Source organism: Parapedobacter lycopersici, from assembly GCF_024643285.1.
GTDB lineage: Bacteria > Bacteroidota > Bacteroidia > Sphingobacteriales > Sphingobacteriaceae > Parapedobacter > Parapedobacter lycopersici.
The window spans coordinates 286,935-312,237 of the sequence record NZ_JAMSLW010000004.1 but is presented as its reverse complement, the minus strand read 5'-3'; the positions used below and the strand labels follow the sequence as shown (position 1 = coordinate 312,237).

Annotated in this window: 23 protein-coding genes and 1 tRNA gene; 12 read left to right on the top strand and 12 right to left on the bottom strand. The window is 46.8% G+C overall.

Annotated elements, in window-relative coordinates:
- Positions 1–8: 8 nt before the first annotated feature.
- On the top strand, positions 9–1,091 hold the full coding sequence (locus NEV57_RS10570) for a Wzz/FepE/Etk N-terminal domain-containing protein (protein ID WP_257658290.1): 1,083 nt from the start codon (positions 9–11) through the stop codon (positions 1,089–1,091).
- Between the two features lie 44 nt (positions 1,092–1,135).
- Here NEV57_RS10570 and NEV57_RS10565 read toward each other — a convergent pair whose 3' ends face one another.
- The 3 genes from NEV57_RS10565 to NEV57_RS10555 all read right to left on the bottom strand — a co-directional run bounded on the left by NEV57_RS10565 (position 1,136) and on the right by NEV57_RS10555 (position 4,368).
- Positions 1,136–2,353 carry a bifunctional 3,4-dihydroxy-2-butanone-4-phosphate synthase/GTP cyclohydrolase II gene (locus NEV57_RS10565; RefSeq protein WP_257658289.1) on the bottom strand — a complete coding sequence of 406 codons (1,218 nt, stop codon included), beginning with the start codon at positions 2,351–2,353 and terminating at the stop codon, positions 1,136–1,138.
- A gap of 62 nt (positions 2,354–2,415) precedes the next feature.
- Positions 2,416–3,897, bottom strand: a complete 1,482-nt coding sequence (locus tag NEV57_RS10560) for an LptF/LptG family permease (protein ID WP_257658288.1) — start codon at positions 3,895–3,897, stop codon at positions 2,416–2,418.
- Positions 3,898–3,990: 93 nt separating this feature from the next.
- Positions 3,991–4,368, bottom strand: coding sequence for an START-like domain-containing protein (locus tag NEV57_RS10555; RefSeq protein WP_257658287.1), 378 nt, complete (start codon positions 4,366–4,368; stop codon positions 3,991–3,993).
- A 186-nt stretch (positions 4,369–4,554) separates the two neighbouring features.
- Here NEV57_RS10555 and NEV57_RS10550 point away from each other — a divergent pair.
- Positions 4,555–4,628, top strand: a tRNA-Met gene (locus tag NEV57_RS10550).
- A gap of 299 nt (positions 4,629–4,927) precedes the next feature.
- Here the strand turns inward: NEV57_RS10550 and tsf are convergent.
- From tsf to rplM, 4 genes are all read right to left on the bottom strand, one after another.
- Entirely contained in the window at positions 4,928–5,767 is an 840-nt protein-coding gene (gene tsf, locus NEV57_RS10545) for a translation elongation factor Ts (RefSeq protein ID WP_257658286.1), read from the bottom strand.
- Between the two features lie 147 nt (positions 5,768–5,914).
- Positions 5,915–6,790, bottom strand: a complete 876-nt coding sequence (rpsB, locus tag NEV57_RS10540) for a 30S ribosomal protein S2 (RefSeq protein ID WP_257658285.1) — start codon at positions 6,788–6,790, stop codon at positions 5,915–5,917.
- 21 nt (positions 6,791–6,811) lie between these two features.
- Positions 6,812–7,198, bottom strand: a complete 387-nt coding sequence (rpsI, locus tag NEV57_RS10535) for a 30S ribosomal protein S9 (RefSeq protein WP_257658284.1) — start codon at positions 7,196–7,198, stop codon at positions 6,812–6,814.
- A gap of 11 nt (positions 7,199–7,209) precedes the next feature.
- Positions 7,210–7,653 carry a 50S ribosomal protein L13 gene (gene rplM / locus NEV57_RS10530; RefSeq protein ID WP_257658283.1) on the bottom strand — a complete coding sequence of 148 codons (444 nt, stop codon included), beginning with the start codon at positions 7,651–7,653 and terminating at the stop codon, positions 7,210–7,212.
- Positions 7,654–8,130: 477 nt separating this feature from the next.
- Here rplM and NEV57_RS10525 point away from each other — a divergent pair, with 477 nt between their 5' ends.
- From NEV57_RS10525 to NEV57_RS10505, 5 genes are all read left to right on the top strand, one after another.
- Entirely contained in the window at positions 8,131–9,882 is a 1,752-nt protein-coding gene (locus tag NEV57_RS10525) for a tetratricopeptide repeat protein (protein WP_257658282.1), read from the top strand.
- A 13-nt stretch (positions 9,883–9,895) separates the two neighbouring features.
- Positions 9,896–10,666: a lipoprotein insertase outer membrane protein LolB1 gene (lolB1, locus tag NEV57_RS10520; protein WP_257658281.1), complete on the top strand. Its 771-nt coding sequence runs from the start codon at positions 9,896–9,898 to the stop codon at positions 10,664–10,666.
- 126 nt (positions 10,667–10,792) lie between these two features.
- A complete protein-coding gene (locus NEV57_RS10515; protein WP_307876423.1) occupies positions 10,793–12,079 on the top strand; it encodes a murein hydrolase activator EnvC family protein in 1,287 nt (428 codons plus the stop codon).
- Between the two features lie 127 nt (positions 12,080–12,206).
- Positions 12,207–12,392, top strand: a complete 186-nt coding sequence (gene tatA / locus NEV57_RS10510; RefSeq protein ID WP_257658280.1) for a twin-arginine translocase TatA/TatE family subunit — start codon at positions 12,207–12,209, stop codon at positions 12,390–12,392.
- 246 nt (positions 12,393–12,638) lie between these two features.
- Positions 12,639–14,075, top strand: a complete 1,437-nt coding sequence (locus NEV57_RS10505) for a lytic transglycosylase domain-containing protein (RefSeq protein WP_257658279.1) — start codon at positions 12,639–12,641, stop codon at positions 14,073–14,075.
- 13 nt (positions 14,076–14,088) lie between these two features.
- Here NEV57_RS10505 and NEV57_RS10500 read toward each other — a convergent pair whose 3' ends face one another.
- Together NEV57_RS10500 and NEV57_RS10495 are read right to left on the bottom strand one after the other, a co-directional pair.
- A complete protein-coding gene (locus tag NEV57_RS10500) occupies positions 14,089–14,601 on the bottom strand; it encodes a phosphoribosyltransferase family protein (protein WP_257658278.1) in 513 nt (170 codons plus the stop codon).
- Positions 14,602–14,682: 81 nt separating this feature from the next.
- On the bottom strand, positions 14,683–15,270 hold the full coding sequence (locus NEV57_RS10495) for a C40 family peptidase (protein WP_257658277.1): 588 nt from the start codon (positions 15,268–15,270) through the stop codon (positions 14,683–14,685).
- Between the two features lie 416 nt (positions 15,271–15,686).
- Here NEV57_RS10495 and thrA point away from each other — a divergent pair, with 416 nt between their 5' ends.
- From thrA to thrC, 3 genes are read left to right on the top strand one after another with little or no spacing between them, the layout of a single operon-like run.
- Positions 15,687–18,134, top strand: a complete 2,448-nt coding sequence (thrA, locus tag NEV57_RS10490; RefSeq protein ID WP_257658276.1) for a bifunctional aspartate kinase/homoserine dehydrogenase I — start codon at positions 15,687–15,689, stop codon at positions 18,132–18,134.
- A 55-nt stretch (positions 18,135–18,189) separates the two neighbouring features.
- Positions 18,190–19,143: a homoserine kinase gene (locus tag NEV57_RS10485; RefSeq protein WP_257658379.1), complete on the top strand. Its 954-nt coding sequence runs from the start codon at positions 18,190–18,192 to the stop codon at positions 19,141–19,143.
- Between the two features lie 29 nt (positions 19,144–19,172).
- The gene (gene thrC, locus NEV57_RS10480; RefSeq protein WP_257658275.1) at positions 19,173–20,486 is read left to right on the top strand and encodes a threonine synthase; all 1,314 of its coding nucleotides are present in this window, start codon (positions 19,173–19,175) and stop codon (positions 20,484–20,486) included.
- Between the two features lies 1 nt (position 20,487).
- Here the strand turns inward: thrC and NEV57_RS10475 are convergent, their stop codons facing one another.
- Both NEV57_RS10475 and NEV57_RS10470 read right to left on the bottom strand, forming a co-directional pair.
- A complete protein-coding gene (locus NEV57_RS10475) occupies positions 20,488–21,129 on the bottom strand; it encodes an ABC transporter substrate-binding protein (RefSeq protein WP_257658274.1) in 642 nt (213 codons plus the stop codon).
- A gap of 45 nt (positions 21,130–21,174) precedes the next feature.
- Positions 21,175–21,351: a hypothetical protein gene (locus tag NEV57_RS10470; protein WP_257658273.1), complete on the bottom strand. Its 177-nt coding sequence runs from the start codon at positions 21,349–21,351 to the stop codon at positions 21,175–21,177.
- A 222-nt stretch (positions 21,352–21,573) separates the two neighbouring features.
- On the opposite strand from NEV57_RS10470, the gene NEV57_RS10465 reads away from it, so the two are divergent.
- Positions 21,574–22,587, top strand: a complete 1,014-nt coding sequence (locus tag NEV57_RS10465) for a sensor histidine kinase (RefSeq protein WP_257658272.1) — start codon at positions 21,574–21,576, stop codon at positions 22,585–22,587.
- A gap of 16 nt (positions 22,588–22,603) precedes the next feature.
- Complete coding sequence (locus tag NEV57_RS10460) at positions 22,604–23,326, top strand: LytR/AlgR family response regulator transcription factor (RefSeq protein ID WP_257658271.1); 723 nt, start codon at positions 22,604–22,606, stop codon at positions 23,324–23,326.
- Here the strand turns inward: NEV57_RS10460 and NEV57_RS10455 are convergent.
- A complete protein-coding gene (locus NEV57_RS10455) occupies positions 23,323–25,131 on the bottom strand; it encodes a DUF4153 domain-containing protein (protein ID WP_257658270.1) in 1,809 nt (602 codons plus the stop codon). The two genes, NEV57_RS10460 and NEV57_RS10455, sit on opposite strands and share 4 nt — an antisense overlap.
- Between the last annotated feature and the right edge of the window lie 172 nt (positions 25,132–25,303).

Below are 25,303 nucleotides of genomic sequence, written 5' to 3'. Positions count from 1 at the left end.
GCCTAAACATGCCAGACAACGATAAGCATACTGGAAAAGGAAATAACCAGGAAGTGAGCCTAAAGGTATTGCTGTTGAATTTTAATGCCTTTTTATTTTATTCATTGAAAAAATGGCGGCTGGTTTTATTTTTTGTGATCATCGGTGCCCTGCTGGGTTTGGGAGTAGCGTTGTTTAAACGAACTCAATATACTGCGTCATTGAGCTTTGTACTGGAAGAACAATCGGGTGGCGGATCAATGGGCGCGGCAGCAAGTATTGCTGCGCAATTTGGAATCAATTTGGGAGCAATGGGTCAATCGGCCGGATTTTTCCAGGAAGACAATATCATCGAGTTTCTGAAATCGCGTTCCATGATCGATGAGACCTTGTTATCGATGGCAACCATCAATGGAGAATCAGAGCGATTGGTCGACCGTTATGTTGATTTTAAAGGGCTAAGAAAGAAATGGAAACGCAACATTCGGATTGCAGACATCCAATTCCGGGACACAACCGGTATTTACCTACAGGATAGCCTGATGGCCATGTTCTACAAAACGATTACCGAGGATCACCTTAATGTTAGAAAGCCGGATAAACGATTAAACATTATTGAGGTAAGTTTGGAAAGCCCAGACGAACAGTTCTCGAAGGTCTTTGTGGAGAAACTAATTGCCACTGCTTCTGATTTTTATATCCGGACGCGGACTAAACGTGCACAGGAAAATCTTGATGTGCTGACTTTTCAGGTGGATTCGGTCCGACAGGAACTGAATTCGGCAATTCGTGGCGTTGCGGCAGCCACTGATGCGAACCCGAATCCCAACCGTGCATTCCAGAGCTTACGTGTAGCGTCCCAGCTACGGACGGTTGATGTGCAGGCCAACACCGAAATATTGAAGGAGTTAGTAGCCAATCAGGAGTTGGCGAAAATCACATTACGTAATGAAAAGCCGATTATCCAAACGCTGGACCAACCAATTCTGCCACTGAAAAATGATAAGATAGGAAAAGCCAAGGGTATTATTCTTGGCGGTTTCCTTGGTGGAGTCTTTATCGGCTTAGGATTATTGGGAAAATTCCTGTATCGACGGATTATGGAAGCGTAAGCACCACCCACGTCTCATAGATCAGCCGGTTCTATACACACAACCTAAAGGTTTTCCTTCATAATCGTGTGGCCCATGCGATCTCGCTTTGCGCGAAGGTATTTTTCGTTATAGGGATTTGACTCGATCTCGATTGGCACATTCTCAATAATTTCCAATCCGTAGCCAATAAGGCCCGCCCTCTTCGTTGGGTTATTGCTCATCAAGCGCATTTTGGTAACACCAAGGTCACGTAGAATCTGGGCACCTACACCATAATCGCGATGGTCGGGTTTGAAACCTAACTGGACATTGGCATCCACAGTGTCCAGACCACTTTCCTGTAGATTATAGGCGTGGAGTTTATTAATGAGCCCGATGCCCCGGCCTTCCTGGTTCATGTATACCACCACACCTTTACCCTCAGCCTCGATCATTTGCAGGGCACGGTGGAGCTGCGGCCCGCAGTCGCACCGACAGGAGCCGAAAATATCACCGGTAAGGCAGGAACTATGCACCCGAACCAGAATAGGCTCTTCCGGTTCCCATTCACCCTTGTAAATAGCAATGTGCTGTTCGCCCGTATTTTTCTGGGTATAGGCCATCAGATTAAATTGTCCCCAAGTCGTTGGCAGATTAACGGAGACCTCTCGGGTAATCAGTGAATCTTTGGTAAGTCGGTATTCAATGAGGTCCTTAATCGAAATAATTTTCAGGTTAAAATGCTTTGCAACCTGCATGAGGTCTGGTAACCTAGCCATTTCACCATCATCTTTGAGTATCTCCACCAATACACCAGCTGGTTCAAAACCGGCAAGACGGGCAAGGTCGATTGCCGCTTCTGTATGCCCTGAGCGGCGGAGTACACCACCGTCTTTCGCAATAAGAGGGAAAATATGTCCCGGGCGACCAAATTCTTCAGGTTTGATTGCCGGATTAATTAATGCCCGGATCGTCTTTGAGCGATCCGAAGCGGATATTCCGGTAGTACATCCGTAACCCTGTAGATCGACAGATACCGTAAAATTGGTTTCATAAACTGCGGTATTCCGACCCACCATTAAATCCAGGTCCAATTCTTTACAGCGTTCCTCGGTCAGCGGTACACATACCAGCCCCCGTCCGTGCGTAGCCATAAAATTAACCACCTCGGGAGTGGCGTTATGCGCGGCAGTGATAAAATCACCTTCGTTTTCACGGTCCTCGTCATCCACGACAATTACTACTTTTCCGCGTTTTATTTCTTCGATTGCTTCTTCAATCGTGTTTAATCTGATGTCCATTTATGATGCCCTGAAAATACACAAAGATACATTACTTCACTTGAGAATCTATAATTACTATGTCAAGAATTTTGCGGATTAACGGCCTCTTTCGACCGTCTGCTGAACCGAAGTTTTATCCATGCCCATGCCTTTTCCGCTTTTATCCGATACTGTTCAATGTCGAACAGGGCGGAGTCTGTTGCCGCTTTATAGGCCAGAAAAATAGCAAGCGGCGATAAGATGAAAATAGCCATCCACATTCCCCAAAAAGGATCAATACTACCCTCTTTAGCTGATTTTTCACTTACCGTTGCGATGATATGATAGATCAGGAAGAAGATAATCGCCATAACGACCGGCAGGCCAAGTCCGCCTTTTCGTATAATAGCACCCAATGGAGCACCGATGCAAAAGAGCAGGAGACACGATACGGCCAACGTAAATTTGCGTTGATATTCAATGTTATACCGGATGTCTTTATCCCTGTAAAACGCGTCTTCGTTGGTTTTGACGTTGAGAATATCTTTAATATACCGGATTTGGCTTTGGGCACTGCTTATTGCCATGTTACGATTTTCTTCGGGTATGGCTTCCAGGAATTGCTGACGGTAGCTGATCGGCTTCATGGTTCCCGTATTGTCAGCATTATTGTAATAGGTGCTGAAATAATAATAATGTGACTGGATTTCGGGCAGCACCGTCGTACGTAGGCTGTCCATTTGTACGGCATTTGAATCTGTGTAATACTGGAGCTGCCTGAGATTGAGCATGGCGTGATGACTTTTAAACAGGCTTTCATCTGTACGTTTCATTTGAAAGACCGACATGTCAAACTTTTGCTCGGTTTCGTCGAAGTAAAAGCGGGTGAATTGCTGGCGGGGATTATATACCCGGGCATTGCGCGCCCGGGTATCTTCATAGCGCACACCGTCCCGGAGATTCAATATCATGGTATTATTGTCTGGCGAGTTATAGATATATCCCTCTTTCGCCAGGAGTACTGCATTTGCCGTATTACTGGTGTTATGATCGTAAATCATGAGGTCGTACAGCATTTTGCCATCCCGGCTTTTGCCTTTTGCACGAATGGAATAACCAGGTATGGTATTGTTAAAGATACCGGGTTTAATCAGAAAGTCAGCCTGTTTTATGCGAACATCATAAAGCAATGCACCCATTTTAAGATTTACAATGGGAAGAATGTAGTCACTGAATAAAAAGGCGCCGCCACTGAAAAGCGATACCAGTATAAATAATGGCATCATCGCTTTCCGGAGCGAAATACCTGCCGCTTTTATAGCGACTAATTCATAGCTTTCACCCAGGTTGCCAAAAGTCATGATGGAGGATAGTAGCATCGATAATGGCATTGCCATAGAAATCTGAACAGCCGATTGATAGGCGAGCAGCTTGAGGATGACATACCACTCGAATCCCTTGCCGATTAGATCGTCAATATATTTGAACAAAAATAGCATCAACAGCACAAACATCACGATGAGAAACGTGACAAGGAATGGCCTGATGAACGACTTAAGGATAAGAAGATGGATTTTTTTCATTGCATAAAACTCTTTCCCGTCAATAAATCCCCTTTCTAAGGCCATTGGAAGGCCTTGATCTTAATAAGTGAATAATGACAAAGATAGTGTTTTTTAAGCACCAATAACGCTCTGTAAATAGGCAATCTGGTTATCCCAGATTAACTTGCGGTCGTCGAGGTTTTCTGCGCGAGAGAAATCGGTAATGGATAATGCTACGTCATTGGTGAGCTCGTCCTGGAGGATTTCCATTTCAAAATGGTAGGGTTCATCATCCAGCCATTTATACTTTACCAGTTTATTTTCTTTTATACTGATGAGTTTGGCAGTATGATACTCATCGTCCCAGCTAAATTCATAGACTCCATCCTTATAAGAAACATCGTCAGCAAACCATTGCGATAATGCATTGGGCTCGTGCAGGAATGAAAATAGAATTTTAGGGGAGGACTTGATCTCGTATTCCAAGTTGAATTTAATCTTTTCTGCCATGCCAATCGTAATATATTCCGTTTAAATTGTCCGTCGATACTTTGTCTAACTTTTTTTCTAAAGAAAGGGAAAATAAACTATATTTGCAAACAATTTTTTGGGAGGGTAGCGCAGTTGGTCAGGTACAGGATTCATAACCCTGAGGTCGGTAGACGATAGTCGGCTCCTGAAATAAAAAATTAAAATGGCGGGGTAGCTCAGATGGTTAGAGCGCAGGATTCATAACCCTGAGGTCGGCAGTTCGATCCTGCTCCCCGCTACGGAACCGGTGCTAATATGGCATCGGTTTTTTTGTTTAAATGGGTTTGTACACTGAGGTTTTCAAGGCGCGAAAACGGTAAGAATGATCCGCTGCTGCTACGGCGACCGCTCACTGCACGGTTTTGCTCCTGCGAGGTTCCTCTTCACTCATTGCCACTTCGGCCGATTGGCGGGATATAAACGATCAGAAAGGGTTATATTTCATGTCAATCCGAAGTGGTTTAAGTCGTTTATAAAAAACAAAGCCCGGTTTTCATGAAAACCGGGCCCGATAAATAGGATGGGTGCTTAATTTTAATTAAGCGCCTAATTGCACTCTTTTGAAAACAGTAACCGTTAAACCTTTGGAAACACCATCAAGGAACTGTGCAATATTCTTGGAAGAATCCTTTACGAACTCCTGGTTGAGCAGTGTCGATTCTTTATAAAATTTGTTCAGTTTTCCCTGTGCTATTTTCTCTACCATTTCTTCGGGTTTGCCTTCAGCACGGATTTGCTCTTTGGCAATATCCAGTTCGCGCTGGATTGTGGAAGCATCCACATCTCCTTTGTCAATAGCTACTGGATTCATTGCCGCAATTTGCATAGCAACGTCCCTGCCGGCTTCTTCCGCACCATCAACGGCATGGCTAAGTCCAACCAATACACCCAAACGGTAGTTTCCATGGATATAGGCAACCACGTTTTCAGCTGCAATGGTTTCGTATTTCGAAATGTCAATTTTCTCGCCGATTTTACCCGTTTGATCAAGCAATAAGTCCGAAATCTTTACTCCGTCAATGGAAAGTGCTTTCAATGCTTCCAATGAAGCAGGTGCATGTTCAATCGCTACATCCGCAATCTGCTGTGCAAAAGCAATGAAATCATTGTTTTTAGCAACGAAGTCTGTTTCGCAATTCAATTCAATAACTACACCTTTCTTATTGTCGGCGGTAGTTTTAGCGATCACAACCCCTTCATTGGAGTCACGGTCCTGACGGCTCGCAGCTACCTTGGCTCCTTTTTTCCGCAGGTAATCAATAGCGGCTTCAAAATCGCCATTTGCTTCCGTCAACGCTTTTTTACAATCCATCATTCCTGCGCCGGTTTGTTGACGCAGCTTATTTACATCAGATGCTGAGATTTGTACTGTGGACATGTTATTTTTCCTTATGTATATTTACAAATGTGAGCCACACTGCAAAGGTGGCAAAAAACTTAAAACAAAAACCGGATGGCAATGCGGGTTAACGGAATAATAATGCTTCCGAAACCTACTGTTTACCATCCGGCTTCTAAAAGAAGATTATTCTTCGTCTTTTGATGCTTCCGCTTCAGCCGCAGCTTCTGCTTTTGCCTTGCGCGGGCGCTTGCCTGAAGTATCGGTGTCTGTTTTTGCTTCTTTTACTTCTACTTCAGCTTCTCCTTCTTCTCCACTGTCAATTTTTGCCTTGGCAGCAGCGGCTTCTTTTTCCGCTTCTTCTTCCTTGTCACGTTTCCGCTCTTCAAGACCTTCCTGAATGGCTTTGCCGATAATCGCGCTGATGAGGCTGATTGATTTGGTAGCGTCATCATTGGAAGGAATCGGGAAGTCAATGTGGGTAGGATCTGAGTTGGTATCCACCATTGCAAAAGTAGGGATGTTCAATTTCAGCGCCTCGCTTACTGCGATGTGTTCTTTTTTGACATCAATGATGAAAAGCGCAGCAGGTAACCGGTTCAGGTCAGCAATACCACCCAACAGGCTTTCCAATTTAATGCGCTCACGCTGAATCATCAGTTTTTCTTTTTTAGACAAAACATCGTAAGTGCCATCTTTGGTCATCTTATCGATATTTGCCATCTTTTTGATGGATTTGCGTACCGTAGCAAAATTGGTAAGCATGCCGCCCAACCACCGCTCGGTAACGAAAGGCATGTTCACTGCCTTTGCCTGTTCCGAAATGATTTCTTTTGCCTGTTTTTTCGTTGCTACGAATAAAACTTTCCGGCCTGATTTAACGATTTGCTTAATAGCGGAGGCTGCTTCCTCCAGCTTGGTCAGCGTTTTATTTAAATCAATGATGTGGATGCCATTCCGTTCCATGAAAATGTATTTAGCCATTTTCGGATCCCATTTACGGGTAAGGTGGCCAAAATGTACACCAGCATCCAGTAATTCCTGATATGTTGCTCTTGCCATGTTCTGATTCTCCTTAAAAAATTAACGTTTGCTAAATTGAAATTTCCTGCGCGCTTTGCGGCGGCCTGGTTTTTTACGTTCAACCATCCGGTCGTCACGTGTTACCAATCCTTTTGCGCGCAATGCAGGTTTCACTTCCGGGTTGAGCTCGATGAGCGCCTTGGATATCGCCAGACGAATGGCCTCGGCCTGTCCTTTGATACCGCCACCCGCTACGTTAACTTTTACATCATAATTGCCGGATGCACCAGCAATTTCTGTGCTTTGGGTAACGATGTATTGCAATGGCAATGTAGGGAAATATGTTTTATAGTCTTTACCGTTTACGGTTATGTTGCCGTTGCCTGCAGTCAGATAAATGCGGGCAACTGCTGTTTTTCTTCTTCCTGAAGTGTTTGTTGTTGACATGTTCGTTCTCCTTAGAATTTAACAGTTTTTGGATTTTGGGCCGCATGCGGATGCTCGCTTCCAGCGTAGACATACAGGTTCTTGAACAATGCGCGTCCCAAACGGTTTTTAGGCAACATGCCCCGTACCGCTTTTTCTACGATGCGATGGGGATGTTTAGCCAATAATTGTTTTGGAGACTCAAAACGCTGGCCACCCGGATAACCGGTATACCGTTGGTACACCTTGTCATCCAATTTGTTGCCAGTTAGCCGAACTTTGTCTGCGTTGATCACAATGACGTTATCGCCGCAGTCTACGTGTGGGGTGTACGAAGGCTTGTGCTTGCCGCGGATCACCTTGGCAATCTGGGATGACAAGCGCCCCAAAATCTCGCCCTCAGCGTCAACAACAATCCATTGTTTGTTAACGGTGGTTTTGTTGGCAGAGACAGTTTTGTAACTTAACGTATTCACTTGCTTTAATGTTAATTAAATGATATATTATATCCTTAGTTTTTAAGGGACTGCAAAGGTACAAGAAATAAATTGATTTTTCAAAACCGGTTTTTATTACAGGTTGTTTTTAATGAATAATACAACGTGTATTCGCGTAAATAGAATTTGCTTATGTACATTTGGGGCGTGGGTGAGATCATTCATTACCGCTGTTTTGAATGAAAACGGCAGGAAGGCTATCCCGCTGAAAAGACGATAGCTGGCTGCAACTGATGCACGTCTTGGATTAAACAAAATAATTTACATGATGAAACCCGCACAAACTGCTGCTCAAAGATGAATCTGTTAAAAAAGGGGCGCGGCAGGCTTCACCATCGATAGAACTTAACATAACGATTCCATTGATGCCACTGGATGGTGACAATAGATCGATATACAAACTGCAAAGCATTCATTGATGCCACAAAAGCAGACATGAAATTAATAGTCATACTAATGAAAATAAAATGGTACTGCTGTACTTTTCTGATCTGCTGTATATGTATTGGTGTATGGGTCCGGCCGGTTGCCGCACAGGAACATGCTGCGCTAATGCCCAGGGTATTGAATGCTGGCGATAGCCTGCTGATAAAGGAATTGTATTTACAGGGTGTTCAGCAAAAGGCATCAGGACAGCTGACCGCTGCTGAACGGACATTTGATAAAGTGATCCTTTTACAGCCGGATAACCATGCCGCATATTTTGAATTGGCCAGAATACATTTCGAAAAGGAGGACTACGCATCGGCTGAAAAATCTGCCGTGCAGGCTACTAAACTGGATCCCGATAATAAGTGGTACTGGACAGTATTGTTGGACGTTTATAAGAAGACAGCCAATTTTAAAAAAATAGCCGGGGTTTTTGGTGAGCTTATCCGTCTCGACCCACAGAAAGAGTCCAACTATTACGATAAGGCGTATGCACTGTATCTCGATAAGCAATACGATGCGGCTTTAACTGCGTACGACGAGATTGCAGGGAAATTCGGTAAAACCGAAGACCTCTATATCATCCGCCACCAGGTTTATCTGGCCAAAGGTGATCGCCGTTCAGCCACAGCGGAGCTGGAAGCGCTGATTGCCACGAAACCGGCGAACAGCAAGGGATATGTCCTGCTGGCCGATCTATATACCGGAGACGACAATGCAAAAAAAGCACTTGCGTTACTTGATGATGCCGGTAAGACTTTTCCCGATGATCCATTGATCCTGCTTGCGAAATCGGACGCCTCCCTGGCAATGGGGCGACAAAAACAGGCTTACAGCCTTCTTCAACAGGCATTTTCCAGCGATGCCCTGGATATCGATACCAAAGCAGGTGTACTCTATACCGCTGCCAGTAATCCCAAACGATCGCCAGGGGCGGAAGCCCTGACGGGATTGGCAGACCTCCTTGTGGAAGTGTATCCCCGGGAGACAAAGGCGCATGCAGTACGGGGAGATATTTACCTGCAAATGAGTCAACCCGAAAAGGCACGGGAGGCCTATTTAAAGGCCCTGGATATTAATCGTTACATCGAGGGGATTTGGCCACAGCTTTTGCAAACAGAACTGCAGCTTGGACGGTATGACGATGTCGCAACACATGGCAAGGAAGCCCTTTCCCTGTTCCCCAATAATACGCTGCTCCTGTTTTTCACAGGGCATGGTTTTCTGGGTAGCAAGCGGTATGAAGAAGCGCGTTCCTATTTTGAAACGGCATTGAATTCCGCAGACGAGGGTAATGTGCCGCTATTGACCCAATTATACAGCAACCTTGGTGATATTTACCATGCCCTGGACATGTATGCCGAGTCGGATGTAGCTTACGAAGAAGCCATTGCGACGGACAGCACCAATGCCTATGCGCTAAACAATTATGCCTATTACCTGGCGCTACGTAAGGAAAACCTGCACCGGGCTGCGGAAATGTCAAAAAAATCAAATGAACTGGAGCCGGATTTCGCCTCTTATGAAGATACATATGCCTGGGTACTGTTTCAGCAGGGAAATTATGAAGCGGCATTAACCTGGATAAAAAAGGCAATTGGACACAGCGATACCATATCGGATACCCTGCTGGAGCACTATGGAGATATTCTCTCCCGGTCTGGCGATATCCAGGGGGCGGTAATACAGTGGAAAAAGGCCAGAGACGTCGCTAAGGCCCTTGGCAAGGATATTGATAAATTAACAAAGAAGATCAATGAACGGCAGTATGTTGAATAAAATCTGTCTTTTTATGGTTATCTTATCGGGCGGTTTTATCCTTTCATGTGCGCCCCGAAAAGCATTGGTTTCACCTACCGGGGAAACAGCGAAAACAGTATCAAGGGCTGAACGGACGCACATCATCAATGAGGTGATTCAGCACAGTACCTATTACACGACGTTCAGCGGACGCGCAAAAAGCCGGATTACCATGAATGATAAGGAAACGTACGATGTAACGGCCAATGTCCGTATTGAGCGGGATAAGGCGATCTGGATTTCAATTACTGCCCTGATGGGGATCGAGGCCGGAAGGGTGCTGATCACCCCCGATAGTGTAAAGATGATTAACCGGCTGCGCAACGAGTATTTTACTGCACCGTTTGATGCGGTTTATTCATTCACGGGTGGCGACCTGGATTTTTCCAGCCTTCAGTCGATACTGACCGGCAATGTTATCGCCCAGGCAGTTAGCCGGTATGTGGAAGTGTCCGCAATGGAAACAGGAAATGTTTTAAGCAGTGATGCGTTGGACGACGGTGGACTGTCGTACTGGATAGCACTGAACGCCGGTTACCGACCGGTTACCGTTCTATTGGAAAATGCCGAAGCGCAGCGCATAGAAGCAGCATATTCAGGTTATCAAACTGTCAATGGTCGATTGTTCCCGTTTGAAACAGCCCTCTCCATCCGGGCTGGCCGATGGGATATACAGGCCAGTATGAATTATAACCGGGTGGCCTACGATGAGGCAGTGGAGTTCCCTTTCGGTATACCCGCATCCTATAAAGAAATTCAATAATTACAGGATGGCATGGTTTATCGGGGTGGTTTTATTACTTTCGCAGACAATAATCGGCAAAAATACCGTTTAGCAAAATAGCGTAGGCGTTCCTATTTTACAACATCGTAAAAGCAACGTGAATTGATGAATTTTATTAGAGGCATTTTAAGTATTGCGGCTTTTTTTCTGGTAGTAATCAATTGCCAGGCACAAAGCAGTGCCGAGCTCAAGAAGCAGCGTGAGCGGTTGAACCGCGAAATCGAACAGCTTAACCAGAGCCTTCGGCATACTTCCAGCGACCGGAGCCTATCGCTTAAGCAGGTCAATGCCCTGAATGCACAATTGCGCCTCCGGGAACAGAAAATAAGTACCATCAGCAGCGAAATACGGTTGATCAATAATCAGATTGCATCCCACAACAAAACCATTCAGAACCTGAGGGACCAGTTAGCTAAACTCCGTAAGGATTACGAAGGTATGATCCTGTTTGCCTTCAGGAACCGGAATGCCTACAATAAAATGATGTTTATTTTCGCTTCCAAAGACTTCAACCAAGCCTTCAAACGGGTGAAGTATCTGCAGCAGTTTAATGAATCGCGTAAGGAACGTGCGAAAGAAATTGAGGATACACAAAAGGAAATCGCATTAAAGGTTGCGCAGTTGGAATCCAGCAAAAAAGAACAGGCAACGTTGCTTTCGGAGCAACAGCAGGAGCGCAAAACGATATCAACGGAACAGGGCAAGCAATCGCAGGTGTTGAGTGCGCTTACCCAGCAGGAAAAACAGTTCAAGCAGGAGCTGCAAAAGAAACAGCAGGAAGATGCCCGACTTGCCAGGGCTATACAGTCGGCTATCCGCCGGGAAATTGAAGAACAGCGGCGGCTGGAGGAAGAGGCGCGCCGTGCAGCAATCGCCCTCGAAGCGGAACGGTCAGGGAGAACGGTAAAGGAAGTGGAAGCCGAGAATCCCGTTACCCGCAAGAGCGATACGGAAGTGCTTGCTGCAACGCCTGCGGCGGCCAAACTTTCTGCTGATTTTGCAGGCAACCGTGGGCGGCTGCCCTGGCCAGTTACGCAGGGAATCATCACCCAGGGTTTTGGCCGGCATACCTACGGAAGGAACGTTACTGTCAACAATACCGGAATCAATATCCGGACAACCAACGGCAGCCCCGTTAAGGCTATTTTCAGTGGAACGGTGTTAACTGTAGTGAACCCACAGGGTAATTATGCAGTGGTTATTTCACACGGCAAGTATTTTACCATCTACCAGAACCTACGGAATTCAACGGTGAAGAAGGGGCAGAAGGTCGAGGCCGGACAAACGCTGGGCGAAGCGTTGGTTGACCCGAATGACGGGACATCGGAAGTCCACTTTGAACTATGGGAAGGTGCAGCACCGATAAATCCGGAGCCTTGGCTCGCAAAATAGTCCAGTCGCTTTGTCACATTTTTCATAAATTTATATAAATAAAAATATTATATTTACATTTGTGAATTGCCCATGTATGATAATTGGGCAGCCGCTGACAGGATTTTTATAAATTAAAACAGATATTATGTTAGATTCAGTGTTGTTATTCCTCGGTGCGCAGGAAATTATTCTGATTGTTTTGGCACTGCTGCTGCTTTTCGGCGGCCGTAAGATTCCGGAATTAATGCGTGGTATGGGACGCGGTATACGCGAGTTTAAAGAAGGGCAAAAAGAGGCTCCCAAAGAAGAATTGAAAGAAGAAAAGCAATAAAAGCGTTGGCTTAGACAATACATTGCATTATTGGAGACTTTATGTCGGTAACTCCAAACCGGTATAAAGTCTTTCTGTTTTTAGGTAGGTATCAGTTCTTTTTGTTAACTGTTACATAATAAAAAAGTAATCCCGGCGTTCTTAGTAGGTAAGTTATGGATACAATGCCAAGTATATGCTGATCAACATAAGTGCTTCAGCCAGCAAGTTTTTTATGGGATCGCCTAAACACTTACGGATGATAGCATGATAAAAAAAGTGATCCCGGTACTAACTGCGTGTAGTTTATTGTACATTCACGCAGCGCAGGCAGAAAGCCACACCATTACGTCAGCTCCCATTGATTCATTGGCAGACGAAGCGATTGACGATCGCATCAACTCGCGCCTCGACCTGATCGGGGATAGCATCAATTTTGTACATCTCAATGACGACCTGGTTTCGTCACCAATGCTGGAACTGGTTCCTACCACCGTTGAAGGCCGGCTGGCCTACGTACAAAAAGAAGTTCCGCTGAATTATAATGAGCAGGTACAGTCTTACATTGATGTGTACAGTACCGACCGGTATAAGCGGTATCTCTCCCGTATGATGGGATTAGGCCAGTACTATTTTCCCATTTATGAGCGGATATTTACGGAAGCGGGCGTGCCCGATGAAATAAAATACCTATCCATTGTGGAGTCGGCGTTAAATCCTCACGCCGTATCACGTGTCGGGGCAACAGGACCATGGCAATTTATGTTTTCCACGGCCCGTATGTACGGGCTCACGATCGATAGCTATGTTGATGAACGGAAGGATCCAATAGCAGCCAGTCATGCCGCTGCAGCGTACCTCTTGGACGCATACGATCAATTCGGCGATTGGCTCATGGCCATTGCGGCATATAATTGCGGAACAGGTAATGTACTGCGCGCCATCCGTCGCTCCGGAATTAATAATCCCGACTATTGGGCAATCAGCCCGTACCTGCCACGTGAAACCCGAAATTATGTCCCCGCTTTCATTGCCATGACCTATATGCTGGAATATCACGAAGAAAATGAAATTTCAGCAGCAGAAACCGAAGTTTTGCTGGATACAGAAACGGTTTGGGTGCAGCGCACCGTTCCGTTCGCCGGTGTAGCCCAGGCACTGAACATTGGTGAAGATGTTATCGCAACACTGAACCCTGCATATAAACGGGGGATGGTAAACGGTTCGACAGAGACGCCAAAACGACTTATTCTGCCTGAAGTAAAACCGATGGCTTATCCGGCGTTATACGCCGTACTCAACAACACCCCCGTATCAAATCAGGCCCAATTTGTCAATGCTTCAAATACTGCTGGAAAGGCAGTGACAGCGACAATGCACCGGGTGCAAAAGGGCGAGACATTGGAAAAGATAGCTAAACAGTACCATATTACAGTGCAGGATCTCCGCGCTTGGAATAACCTTCAACGACACCTGATTGTACCTGGTCAACAGCTGAAAGTATCAGGTGGCCAACAGCATCAGAAGAACAATGCGACTGCTGCTGCCCCTACCTACCTTACTTATCGTGTTAAAAAGGGAGATACGTTATCCGGTATAGCACAGAAATACCGCGGCGCTACCGTATCCGGCATCCGTACAGCGAACGCATTGAGGGGGAATACAATCCGGCCGGGGATGACGCTGAAGATAACAGTGAAATAAAATATAAGGAAGATCAGATCAGCCAGGCGGCATCCTCACCGCCATCGCATTCTGTTAGGTTGACTTCTACGTGCTCCTTAAGGATGGTGGAGAGTTTCAGCCCCGAATAGTCACTGAAAATGGGAAACTTGTGGTGGCTCCTGTCAATCAAAACAGCCGTCCGCATTTTCTTGATAGGGATATCGAAGAAGATACCTAAACCATACGCGAGTGTCCGGCCGCTGTTCAGCACATCATCAACCAGAATGATCACTTTATTTTTTGCCTCTTCAATAGGAATATCGGTTTCCGCGTCCAATGTCCGGCTTTCCTTATCCAGCGTCACCTTGATCAGCCGGATGTCCAGGGAGGAGATTTGTTCCAGCAGCGCCTTTAGCCGTTGTGCAAATGCGTAACCGCGGGAGGCTATGCCTACCAGAACCAGGGATTTTTCCTCAAAATTATCTTCTACAATCTGATACGCGATGCGTAATGACTTTTGCCGGATCTGTTCCTGATTAAGGATTAATGTTTTCTTCGTTGGCATGCGCTGCTTTTATTGGAACGGTCGATAAAGGTAAGAAACGGAAAGGAGCGCTGCAAGCCGGGAACGCTCCCGGTAGCGGATTTAATTTACAGAAGGAACGTAGGAGCCTTCTTCTTCCGCAAGCATATGCTGCGCCGTAAGCATCCTGCCGCCATTGTAATAATAACGTTTCCAGTATGCTTCATTTAAATCGCTGATCATGACACCGCGACTGGAAGAAGCATGTGCAAACTTATCGTTGCCAATGTATACACCGACATGACTGATGTTGCGGCTGCGGATTTTGAAAAACACCAAATCGCCGGGTTTGAGCTCTTCTTTTTTAACCGGATCTACCTGGGTGTAAATATTCCGGCTGTTATAGCCCAATGTGGTGTTGAAGACTTTATCGTATAACTCGTAGGCAAACTTGGAACAATCCACTCCTTTTTTTGTTTTGCCTCCCAGGCGATAGGGAGTGCCAATCCATTCGTAAATAAACTGGTAGAGTTTGGTGTTGCTCGTTGCCGATGCGGCCACACCCATGATTTGAGCGAAATATTCCTTGGCCAAATTATCCGGATCCTGTGCCCCGGTAGAGGTAACAGCTACCTGGGTTGATGTCTGTGCCTGCGAAACGGCAAATAAGCAAGCAAATAGCAAGCATGCTATCGATGTTTTTAAATTCATTAAGCTGCCTTTTTGTAAAACACTCAGACGTTGATTTGTGTGGGTAATAAATTTACGTTTACCTACTTGGTTTGCAAAGCTATGGTAAATTTGCTATCCATGCAAGAGAAAAAATAAACATATGTTAATAACGTGTATAAATATTAACGACATGATAAAAAAAGCAACTTTTTTTTGCGAATCTCAAACGAATAGCGTTCCTTTGTCACGGAATTTAAGCATAGTGAAAGTACATTTGAATAATACAACGATTACAACAATTATTACCACCGGGGCAAGTACACGGAGGAAGTAGTTTTTATGTTGTAATCTTAAAAATAGAAAACCATAAGCGCCTTCCTCAGATAGAGGAGGGCGTTTTTAATTTAACACAGTTGGATGACGCGCAGTATAGATGCGGCTAAAGCAGATTCAATATGAAAGTACTTAAGTTCGGAGGGACATCCGTAGGCTCCGTGGACAGTATCAGGGCGGTGCTCGAAATTATTAAAAAATCACATGCTGCTAACGAACAGCCGGTGGTTGTGCTTTCTGCCATGGGCGGAATAACCAACTTACTGACTAAACTTGCGGAGGAGGCTGCAGAGGGTATTGATTTTGCAGCGGGCTTATCTGAGATGGAAGCGCGGCATTTTGCGGTGGTAAAACAATTGATTGCCGTAAAGCACCAAAATCCGGTATTTACCAAACTGAAACTGTACCTGAATGAACTGGAGGATCTGTTGCAAAGTATTCTCAGTCTCCGCGAACTTAGTTCACAGAGCCGCGACCTGATTTTAAGTTACGGTGAACGGTCATCGGCTTTTCTGATCAGTAAAATTGCCGAGCAGTATTTTCCAGCGGCATGCTTCGTTGACGCAACGGAATTAATCTACACGGACAGCCACTTTGGAAGCGCCCAGGTAAACCAGCCACTTTCGGAACAGCGTATCCGGTCGTTCGTTTCCGAAAATAGCGATCGGTTGCTTTTTGTCACTGGTTTCATTGCGTCCAATGAAAAAGGGAGGGTGACTACCCTGGGCCGGGGAGGCAGTGATTATACCGCGGCCATCATCGGCGCTGCGCTGGCGGCTGAATCCATTGAAATATGGACGGATGTTGACGGCATGCTTACCGCCGACCCACGGATTGTAAGGAAGGCGTTTTCCCTGCCGCTGCTTTCGTATACTGAGGCCATGGAGCTTTCCTATTTTGGCGCAAAAGTAATTTATCCTCCTACGATGATTCCGGCATTTCTAAAGAAGATTCCCATTGTAATCCGGAATACATTCAATCCCGATTTTGCGGGAACAGCCATCCAGCATGAAAGCGGTATGACCGAATTACCTATCAAGGGTATCTCATCGATTTCCGATATCAGCATAATCAACCTGAGCGGAGGCGGTATGATCGGCAAGGCAGGGTTCAGCGGCAGGTTGTTTACGTTGCTGGCAAGGGAGCAGATTAATGTCGTGCTTATTACCCAGTCGTCATCAGAACATAGCATCACGTTTGCCGTTCATCCGGGAGAAGCACTGCGGGCGAAACGGCTCATTGAAAACGAATTTGAACTGGAATTGCAGGCCAACAAGTTGCTCGAGCCGGAAATTGAAAATCAGTTGTCTGTATTGGCTATCGTGGGTGAGAACATGAAACAGACCCCCGGCATGGCAGGCAAACTTTTCCATGCATTGGGCCGGAACGGTATCAATGTACGGGCGATTGCACAGGGGTCCTCGGAATACAATATCTCTGTAATCATCGCTAAGGCCGATCTTTCCAAGGCACTGAATGCGGTTCATGACGCGTTCTTCGCCCAGCTTAACAAAACGCTCCACGTATTTAATGTCGGCACGGGAAATATCGGTTCCACGCTGTTTAAACAAATACAGGCGCAGCACGACTTTTTGCTGAACCACAACGATATCGAAATTAAAGTGGTGGGCATCAGTAATTCGCGGAAAATGCTGTTCAATAGCGAGGGAATCGCGCTGGAAAAGTGGGAAGAACAACTTGGGGAATCTGGTGAGCAGGCTGACCTGCCGGGTTTTGTGGAGCGGATGAAACGCATGAACCTCCCGAACTGCGTGTTTATTGATAATACGGCAAGCGAGTTGCCTATACCGTATTATGAGTCGATATTCAATGCTAATATCTCGATTGTTACCTGCAATAAAATTGCCAACTCCGGTAAGTATAGCCAATACAAACAGCTAAAAGACGCTGCCCGCAGGCATGGTGTGGATTTCTTTTATGAAACCAATGTAGGGGCGGGGCTGCCCATCGTACGGGTGCAGAAAGACCTGATGCTGAGCGGCGACCGCATCACACGTATCGAGGCCATCCTTTCGGGTACCATATCGTATATTTTCAATAATTTTACCGGAGACGCTTCCTTCCACGATGTGGTCAAGGCAGCGCAGGAAAAGGGGTATACCGAGCCTGACCCAAGGGAAGATCTGCGTGGAACGGACTTTATGCGTAAAATGCTTATCCTGGCGCGGGACGCCGGCTATCCATTGGAGGCAGCGGATGTGGATCTCGGCGGAATATTGCCGGAGGCCTGTCTTCAGGCAGTTTCGGTCGCCGATTTTTACCGCGAATTGAAAGCCGCCGATGCGCATTTTAATGCACTCAAAGACCAGGCACAGCGCGAAAACAAAGCCCTGCGTTATATCGGAAAAATGGAAGGCGGAAAAGTCGCCATTGCCCTGGAAATGGTGGGAGAAGACCATCCGTTTTTTACCTTGTCGGGAAGCGACAATATCATTTCATTTACCACGGAGCGCTATAAGGAGCGCCCGTTAGTAGTGAAAGGGCCGGGTGCAGGTGCTGAGGTCACTGCAGCAGGTGTATTTGCCGACCTGGTTAACGTAGGGGCGTGATACAACCGTTATTGTATACCCAATGACTAAAATAATAAATACAACCGAAGAAAAGATGGCAGGAACTGATTCCGGAGAAAAAGAACTGGTGCATGTATTTGCCCCCGCTACGGTAGCCAATATCGTTTGCGGTTTTGACGTACTTGGGTTTGCACTGGATGAACCCGGCGACGAGGTCATTATGCGCCGGGTAGACCAACCTGGGGTACACCTCATCCAGGTAACCGGTGATGAGGGCAGATTACCCCGTGAGGCGGGAAAAAACACCGTTAGCGCCTGTGTTCAGATGCTGCTGAAGTACATTGGGCGGGAAGACGTAGGTGTAACGATTGAATTGCATAAACACATGCCGATTGGCAGTGGCCTGGGATCCAGTGCCGCGAGTACCGTTGCCGGGCTTTTTGCTATCAATGCATTGCTGGGCAATCCGTTAACCCGGATGGAGCTGTTACCTTTCGCAATTCAGGGCGAAGCGCTTGCCTGCGGCCATGGACATGCGGACAACGTGGCGCCGGGCCTGCTGGGAGGCATTACGCTCATTAAAGGATACGAACCGCTGGATGTGGTAGCGATCCCTGCACCGCCGGCATTACACGCCGCTGTTGTATTCCCCCACGTAGATGTGCCAACCCGTGACGCCCGACAGATGATCCGGTCAAAGGTGGCATTAAAAGATGCAGTAATACAGTGGGGCAATATCGCAGGCCTTGTTGCCGGATTGTTTACGAACGATTATGACTTGATCGGCCGTAGCATGCAGGATGTGCTGATCGAACCTACACGGGCGATTTTAATACCGGAATTCTATGAGATGCGCAGACTGGCACTCGATAGCGGCGCACTGGGATTTGGTATTTCCGGTTCAGGCCCATCCGTGTTTGCCTTTGCACAAAGCAGGGAAACAGCCGGCGATATTGTCAAGGTTATTCAATCGCATTTAACACAACACGGGATCGACAGCAACGGCTATGTGTCCGGAATCAATGCCAACGGACCGAGGGAGCTTTAGTCGGGTAATTTGTTATACGTAAGATAAATATGGAATTATACAGTACCAATAACCGGGACCTCCGCGTTTCATTCCAGGAGGCGGTATTTAATAGCCTGCCAGCTGATAAAGGCTTATACATGCCCATAGAAATTCCGCAGCTAAGCGGGCATTTCATTGCAAACCTGCAACAATATTCGTTACCTGAAATTGCCTTCGAGGTAGCCCGGAAATTAATAGGAAACGTCATACCAGAAGCCGATTTAAAGGCCATTATAGACGAGGCAATAAACTTCGATGCCCCGGTGAAACTGCTGAGTAGTGAGATTGCGGTACTGGAACTCTTCCATGGCCCCTCATTGGCATTTAAAGACTTTGGCGCCCGTTTTATGAGCCGGGTGATGGCCTATTTTTCCGCCAATGACGGACAGACGCTGGACGTGCTGGTAGCTACCTCGGGTGATACCGGGGGAGCTGTCGCCCTGGGATTCCTGGGAGTCCCGGGCACGCGGGTTACGATTCTCTATCCCAAAGGCAAGGTAAGCCCGGTGCAGGAACTTCAGCTTACCACCAACGGACAGAATATACGTGCTGTGGAAGTAGACGGTACATTTGACGATTGTCAGGCACTGGTTAAAGAAGCCTTCAATGATAAAGACCTGAACGAACGGTTTAATCTTACGTCGGCTAATTCCATCAACATTGCCCGGTTGATCCCGCAGACGTTCTATTATTTTTATGCCTACGCCCAACTGAAATCGCAGGGTATAAACGAGGTGGTATTTTCAGTGCCCAGTGGGAATTTCGGAAATATCGGTGCCGGGATACTGGCTTATAAGATGGGACTGCCCGTACAGCAGTTTATTGCCGCAACGAATGTGAATGATACCGTGCCGCGGTTTCTCCGGAACGGCAGCTATGAACCGCGTCCTTCTGTGCAGACATTAGCGAATGCCATGGATGTAGGCAATCCAAGCAACTGGGTACGTATCATGGACCTGTTTGGCGGAGACATTGAGCAGGTACGGAAACAGGTTACCACCTATACCTATACCGATGCCGAGACGCAACAGGCGATCCAGACATTATTTGAACAATATGGTTATGTTGCCTGCCCGCATACCGCAATCGCGTGGCTGGCCGCAACAGCCTATCGCGAACGGCATCCCGGATCATATGCCACTGTTTTCCTATCCACAGCCCATCCGTGCAAATTCCCGGAAGTATTCGCTCCTGAGGTGGCCAGGCGGATTGTTATTCCCCAACAGGTAAAAGCATTGGAAGGTGGAAAGAAAGCGATTACCCCGTTGGGTGTCGATTTTGATGGATTCAAGCAATACCTGCTCGACAACGGAACGGTTTAGTTTAATTCAATCGGAACGGCATCCAGACGTCCGCATCGCGGCCAAAAATGAAATACTGGGGGTTGATAATCTCGGCTAAAATCTCCGCATCATCGGCAATCCATGCACCCGGTTGCCGTAGGTACCGGCTGTGATGTACCAGGTAAATATTATTTTGCTTTACCGCATTTGTATCGGCCCAATACCGCGTAGCCAACGCTGCCGGCAGTTCGTTTAATAAATCCGGTATCGGCCGGTTGTTGATCAAAACAACAATGTCCGGATTAAAATGATCCTGATCCCAATTGGTGTAACTGACCCCACCGGCGATATCGATCAGGCCATCAAGATACACTCCCTGGGCCAGTATCACGGGTGAGATCTCCTGCAGGCAAAGCACGGTCGGCCGTTGTTCTCTGGGAATAAACTTAAGTTTATGGCGGATGATGTTGATCCGTTCCTCCAGGTCCTCAGCCAGGTGATCAGCTGCTTCCCCGGCTTCCAGTACCTTTCCAATGATCCGGATCGCGGTATAAACTTCTTCAGGTGTTGTTGCATCCATTAGCTGGTCGTATGCCGCTGTTTCTTCAAGCAGCGATATACATGCCTGATCAAGCGTCAATGCTTCCAGTATGCTATGTAGGGATAAGCGTGCCTTTTGCATGGACGCAAAGGTAATGAAGTTAGGCGAAAAAGCCCCACCGGGTGCTTACCAGAACAACACACGGAATACATTTATTTCGGGTAACGAAATAAAGGAAGCATTCAGTTGGATGCGTTGTTCGATAAGTTCGCTTCCTGCAATTCCCGCCATAATCAATAAAGCAGCAAAAAAAGGAAGGGTAACCAGCAAAAAGGGAGATACATTGCCAATAAACTTTTTCATATCATATGCAAATTAAAGGTATGCCGTTACGTTTTCCAAATAAACATGACAAAGAAACGGATACAGGTTTCTGATGTAAAATCTTTTAGACCAATAGGCAGATTTTGTAGACTAATCCGTTGCTTTCTATTCGTCCGCCCGAATATCCGGTTGGCCGATGCCTGTAGCCTGTTTGTCTATTGACCTAGGGGATATTGCAGCTGAGTGATATATTTGCAGTATATGCGCACGAATAAAGCCGCCCTAACTCATATCCTGATCTGGTTTTTCCTGATGCTCGTTTTGTTCTTTGTGAATGCAAGAGGACAAAATAAGGAAACGGCGGTTATTGTGTTCCTGTTCGGTGCTTTGAATATCGCCGTCTTTTATTTCCAGTATTTTTTGGTTAACCCGCTTTTTGTAGCGGACAGCAAATATGGACGGACAATCACCTACATGGCGGCGGCACTGACCGTATCGGTAGTTATTAAATATGCGCTGGCCCTGCAATACGAATCATTCATTCTCCGGTATGGTGATAATCACGATAAAGTCTTTACCCCTGTGCAGTACATCGTCGCGGCAGCAATCACCAGCCTATTCTTTATGATGTTAAGTACCGCGGTATATGTAATTATTGATAACTTCGTACAGCGCCAGCACCGTAAAAACCTGGAAAATGAAAAACTCAATGCCGAACTGGCCTTTTTAAAATCACAGATCAACCCCCATTTTCTTTTTAACTCATTAAACAACATTTACTCGCTTGCGTACCAGAAATCCGATAAAGCGCCCGAAGCAATTTTAAAGCTGTCCGAAATTATGCGGTACATGCTGTATGAAAGCAACGAGGACACCGTCCTCCTGGCAGCAGAAATCAATTACCTGTATAATTACATTGAATTACAGAAACTCCGGTTTAAGGAGAAAATATATGTTGCACTGGAAGTCGACGTTGATGACGCCGAGAATCACCGCATTATGCCCCTGCTGTTGATTTCCTTTCTGGAAAATGCATTTAAGCACGGGGTATCCACGGATGCGCAGAAGCCCATACGTATCGGGATCAGGGTGGTAGATGGACGGCTGCATTTTAAAGCCGGGAATGCCAAAAACCACCTGAACAAGGACCAAACGCGCGGTGTGGGGCTCCATAACCTGAAACGCAGGTTGCAACTGGGCTATCCCGACCGGCACACGATTCATATCGTCGAATCAGAAGATTACTATAGTAGTGAACTATTCCTATATTTATAGGGCAAAAAAATGAATCATGATCAGATGCATTGCCATTGACGACGAACCGCTGGCGCTGGATATCATTGCCGACTATGTGGCCAAGATACCCGAGCTGTCACTGGTTGCGAGTACCACCAACGCGATTGAAGCGTTGCCGCTGATACAGAACGGCGAAGTTGATCTCGTATTTCTGGATGTGCAGATGCCGGAACTGACGGGCATCCAGCTGCTTAAGATCATCAATGGACGGTGTGATGTCATCCTAACCACCGCCTATCCGCAATATGCATTGGACGGGTACGAGCTGAATGTGCTGGATTACCTGTTGAAACCCATCGCGTTTGACCGGTTCTACCGGTCCGTGCAAAAGGCATTACATAACAGCCGGATAGTGAAGGCGCCTGAAACCCAGGTGCCGCCGGTTCAGCACAGTGATGCGGTAGACTTCATTTTTGTTAAAACGGAGCATAAAATACAGCGGGTAGATCTGGATGATATCCTATATATCGAGGGCTTGAAAGACTACATTTCTATTTATACAGCGGATGAGCGGATTGTCACATTGCAGAACATGAAAAAAATGGAAGACATCCTGCCGACCAACCGTTTTATCCGCGTCCACCGCTCCTACATTGTTGCCCTGGATAAAATTGGAAGTATCGAGCGCGGGCGTATCTTTATGGGCGATAAAATCATCCCTGTCGGGGACACTTACCGGGACGCCTTTTTCAGGCATATTGGAGATAGGCACAGTTAACGTGTTTTGTGTCCGATCAGTAGCTGACCCTCGTAGTTTAACCGGCGTGGTTCATTTCCTGCCATCGGGGAAAGATCGCCATTAAGCTGGTCCAGTACCAACTGCCAGCGGAACCGGGCTGAGGTAGCCTGGATTTGCAGCAGTTCCGGGGGGCATATGAAGTTTCGGTCGCTACCCGCTGCAGTATCCGGCATTAATGCCCCCGCTTTCACTTGCTGATAAAGGCTATCGGCCAGCGCTCCAAGATCAAATAACACGCTATCGCCGCCCACCGTTGCCCGGATTTTTCTTGTTTCGTCTATGATATGCACGTCCATGATCAGCTGCTGCAGGCGCACGGTGGTTTCCACGGACTGATACGACGTGATGCGGTAGCTGTAATCAAAATCTGACACATGCACTATTCCCGGACTGGCACGGCTCAGGTAGTAATAATCGCCCTGCGGTGTTCCCCATTCGGGGGTTATTCCAAGCAGGGTAAATGCGGTGTCGGTTTTATGGGTCTGTAAGGTGTACCGGTGTTCATTGACTGTCTTTTGCAGCTGCGCGTCCACCGCCGCCATATCGGTGTCGGTAAACGGCTGCAGTGCATCGAGGCCATGTGCACGTACAAGGTAGTTGATAATTGCCGTGCGTTCCACGGCGTCTGTGGTCGAATATCGTTTGGTCAACCGGCGTTGCTGCGACCGCTCGGCGACGCTGCTCGCGCTCTGTGGGCCAAACGCGCCAAGTAACGCGATCACACAGAGGCTTATCGGGATTATGTAGATTTTCGGGTGTTTTGACAGCAGAAAATAGGTGGTGATGCCGGTTAGCCATATCCCGAGCGCAATGAGAATGTAGCGTTCCTCGGTTACCCCGTAATTTGCCACGCGTTTATAGATGGCCAGCGCCAAGAGCAGGATAAGCGGGATGAGCGTGATGTAAAAAAAACGCGTAAACAGTTGTACCCAGCGGTTTTTTTCACGGTCTTTAAGCGGCCAGACAAGGAGCAGCGCCAATGTGCCGAAAACGGCATACCCTAGAATTAAACTTGCTACCACGCCTTTCGGTAACTGCCAGCTCAGGAGTATATTGAGCTCATAAATAAACAGGATGGCCAGGTAGACGGTCATCAATGGAATTAAAACATATTGCGCGAATACCCTGAGCCCCTTCGGGTAGTCGTGCTCATGAGCTGCCTGTGGCTGTATCTGCGGTACGCCAGCGAGAAAAAAAAGCGTGTTGAAACCGACAAAAATGAGGACAAAAAGCTGTTGGTAAAGGTTGGAAGGAACCGAAAGATTGAACAGTTCCTGTATGCCATAAATCGCCAGCGTGATGCCTGCGTATAGGGTTGCCGAGTAAAGCAGGGCAGTAAAAAAACGCAGAAACAGCGTTTTGTTGAAAATCCAGAACCGGAGATCATCATATTGTGCCAAAAAAGGAGCAAAGGCCACCAGCTGGTGGCACGCAAAAACCAGCAACCCACAGCGGATGATGTCGGTCTCGTAATAAGTCGGATCCAGGATGGTATATATTCCACCACAGCAAGCCAGCACCACGATCCGTAACACCCACTTACGTGTATTGCTGTATCCCCGAGATTCCGCGAATAAATCAATGGCAAGCCCCGATGCAAAAAGGAGATTGCAGCTGACGAGCAGGGTCCAGAGCCTGTTTTCCGTTCCGTTGTCCTTAATGTACTCACCCATGAGCAGATACGCCAGCGCGGTTGCTCCGAGTGTGGTGATGGTGACCATCGGAAACCGTTTAAATACCCTGGTGGCATTTTCCAGAAGCTGATTGAATGCAGGCAGTTTCATTGAATAGTTGTCATTACGTAAATAAATGTACGGATATTCCGCCAATCCGATGCCATACCATTGCTATTGGCATCGGATTGATAAACAAGTTATTTGATTTTTTCGGCAATTCCGGTAGCTTTGATGCCGGCACCACCCGTACCAGTTAGGGGAGTGTGCTTTTATTTTCTGA

What these genes read in the sequence shown, in the direction of transcription:
- NEV57_RS10470 (WP_257658273.1), bottom strand. Translation starts at nt 21,351, where the DNA reads ATGAAAAAGTTTATTGGCAATGTATCTCCCTTTTTGCTGGTTACCCTT.
- NEV57_RS10515 (WP_307876423.1), top strand. Translation starts at nt 10,793, where the DNA reads ATGAATTTTATTAGAGGCATTTTAAGTATTGCGGCTTTTTTTCTGGTA.
- NEV57_RS10465 (WP_257658272.1), top strand. Translation starts at nt 21,574, where the DNA reads ATGCGCACGAATAAAGCCGCCCTAACTCATATCCTGATCTGGTTTTTC.
- NEV57_RS10500 (WP_257658278.1), bottom strand. Translation starts at nt 14,601, where the DNA reads ATGCCAACGAAGAAAACATTAATCCTTAATCAGGAACAGATCCGGCAA.
- rpsI (WP_257658284.1), bottom strand. Translation starts at nt 7,198, where the DNA reads ATGTCAACAACAAACACTTCAGGAAGAAGAAAAACAGCAGTTGCCCGC.
- thrC (WP_257658275.1), top strand. Translation starts at nt 19,173, where the DNA reads ATGGAATTATACAGTACCAATAACCGGGACCTCCGCGTTTCATTCCAG.
- NEV57_RS10570 (WP_257658290.1), top strand. Translation starts at nt 9, where the DNA reads ATGCCAGACAACGATAAGCATACTGGAAAAGGAAATAACCAGGAAGTG.
- NEV57_RS10460 (WP_257658271.1), top strand. Translation starts at nt 22,604, where the DNA reads ATGATCAGATGCATTGCCATTGACGACGAACCGCTGGCGCTGGATATC.
- rpsB (WP_257658285.1), bottom strand. Translation starts at nt 6,790, where the DNA reads ATGGCAAGAGCAACATATCAGGAATTACTGGATGCTGGTGTACATTTT.
- NEV57_RS10475 (WP_257658274.1), bottom strand. Translation starts at nt 21,129, where the DNA reads ATGCAAAAGGCACGCTTATCCCTACATAGCATACTGGAAGCATTGACG.
- tsf (WP_257658286.1), bottom strand. Translation starts at nt 5,767, where the DNA reads ATGTCCACAGTACAAATCTCAGCATCTGATGTAAATAAGCTGCGTCAA.
- NEV57_RS10565 (WP_257658289.1), bottom strand. Translation starts at nt 2,353, where the DNA reads ATGGACATCAGATTAAACACGATTGAAGAAGCAATCGAAGAAATAAAA.
- thrA (WP_257658276.1), top strand. Translation starts at nt 15,687, where the DNA reads ATGAAAGTACTTAAGTTCGGAGGGACATCCGTAGGCTCCGTGGACAGT.
- tatA (WP_257658280.1), top strand. Translation starts at nt 12,207, where the DNA reads ATGTTAGATTCAGTGTTGTTATTCCTCGGTGCGCAGGAAATTATTCTG.
- NEV57_RS10525 (WP_257658282.1), top strand. Translation starts at nt 8,131, where the DNA reads ATGAAAATAAAATGGTACTGCTGTACTTTTCTGATCTGCTGTATATGT.
- NEV57_RS10560 (WP_257658288.1), bottom strand. Translation starts at nt 3,897, where the DNA reads ATGAAAAAAATCCATCTTCTTATCCTTAAGTCGTTCATCAGGCCATTC.
- NEV57_RS10505 (WP_257658279.1), top strand. Translation starts at nt 12,639, where the DNA reads ATGATAAAAAAAGTGATCCCGGTACTAACTGCGTGTAGTTTATTGTAC.
- NEV57_RS10555 (WP_257658287.1), bottom strand. Translation starts at nt 4,368, where the DNA reads ATGGCAGAAAAGATTAAATTCAACTTGGAATACGAGATCAAGTCCTCC.
- NEV57_RS10495 (WP_257658277.1), bottom strand. Translation starts at nt 15,270, where the DNA reads ATGAATTTAAAAACATCGATAGCATGCTTGCTATTTGCTTGCTTATTT.
- NEV57_RS10485 (WP_257658379.1), top strand. Translation starts at nt 18,190, where the DNA reads ATGGCAGGAACTGATTCCGGAGAAAAAGAACTGGTGCATGTATTTGCC.
- lolB1 (WP_257658281.1), top strand. Translation starts at nt 9,896, where the DNA reads ATGGTTATCTTATCGGGCGGTTTTATCCTTTCATGTGCGCCCCGAAAA.
- NEV57_RS10455 (WP_257658270.1), bottom strand. Translation starts at nt 25,131, where the DNA reads ATGAAACTGCCTGCATTCAATCAGCTTCTGGAAAATGCCACCAGGGTA.